Annotated in this window: 2 protein-coding genes; both read left to right on the forward strand. The window is 39.2% G+C overall.

Annotated features, from left to right (window positions below; translation table 11 throughout):
• Window positions 1-415 (forward strand): porin family protein (locus ACS8FD_RS19065; protein WP_439277014.1); only part of this gene is annotated, 415 nt, incomplete at its 5' end.
• Between the two features lie 200 nt (window positions 416-615).
• Window positions 616-808 (forward strand): NfeD family protein (locus ACS8FD_RS19070; protein ID WP_439277015.1); only part of this gene is annotated, 193 nt, incomplete at its 3' end.

The raw sequence follows: 808 nt of genomic DNA on the forward strand, positions 1-808 counted from the left end.
TCAATTTGATCTAGACGTCAATGGTGCTGATGATCCTACCGCATATGGTGTCTACGGTGGTTACAACTTTGATCCTAACTTTGGTATTGAAGCTGAGTATGTAGGTTCAGATGACGCTGATTATAGAAACGGCGACATTGATGCCAAAACCTATGGCGCTTATGGTACTTACCGCTATGCTTTCCCAAATACTGCCTTATATGCCAAAGGTAAAGTAGGTATCGCTAAAACAGAAGTAGAAGGCGATTATACAACTGCAGGAGTACGTCGTTCTTTCTCAGATGATGACACCAGTCTTGCAGGTGGCGTAGGTCTAGGCTATGCAATCAACCAAGATTTTAACGTTGAAGCTGAATATGCCGTCACTGGTAGTGATGCTGACCTTATGACAGTAGGCGCACATTTAAAGTTCTAATGCATGTTTAAGTTACTACTATAAAAATAAAAAACGATCACTTTATGTGGTCGTTTTTTTTGGCTATAACTTTTATCATAAAATTATGTTTGGTACACTATCTATAATCATAACTAATGGTATCATATTGATTTTTAAGAGATTATTTATCATCAAAGTGTGCTACATTAAAAGTCAGAACTGCAAAGGAGGATACGCTGATGATTGAGACTATTTGGATGATTGAACCTTGGCACTGGCTGGTATTGGGCTTTTTGTTGATGATTGCCGAGATATTTATTCCCACCTTTGCAAGCCTTTGGTTTGGGGCTGCTGCCGTTATCGTTGCTGCCTTATCATGGCTGCTACCTGTCCCATTAATATTACAAGTTATCATCTGGTTAGCGTTATCAG

Source organism: Psychrobacter sp. 1U2 (assembly GCF_051847575.1).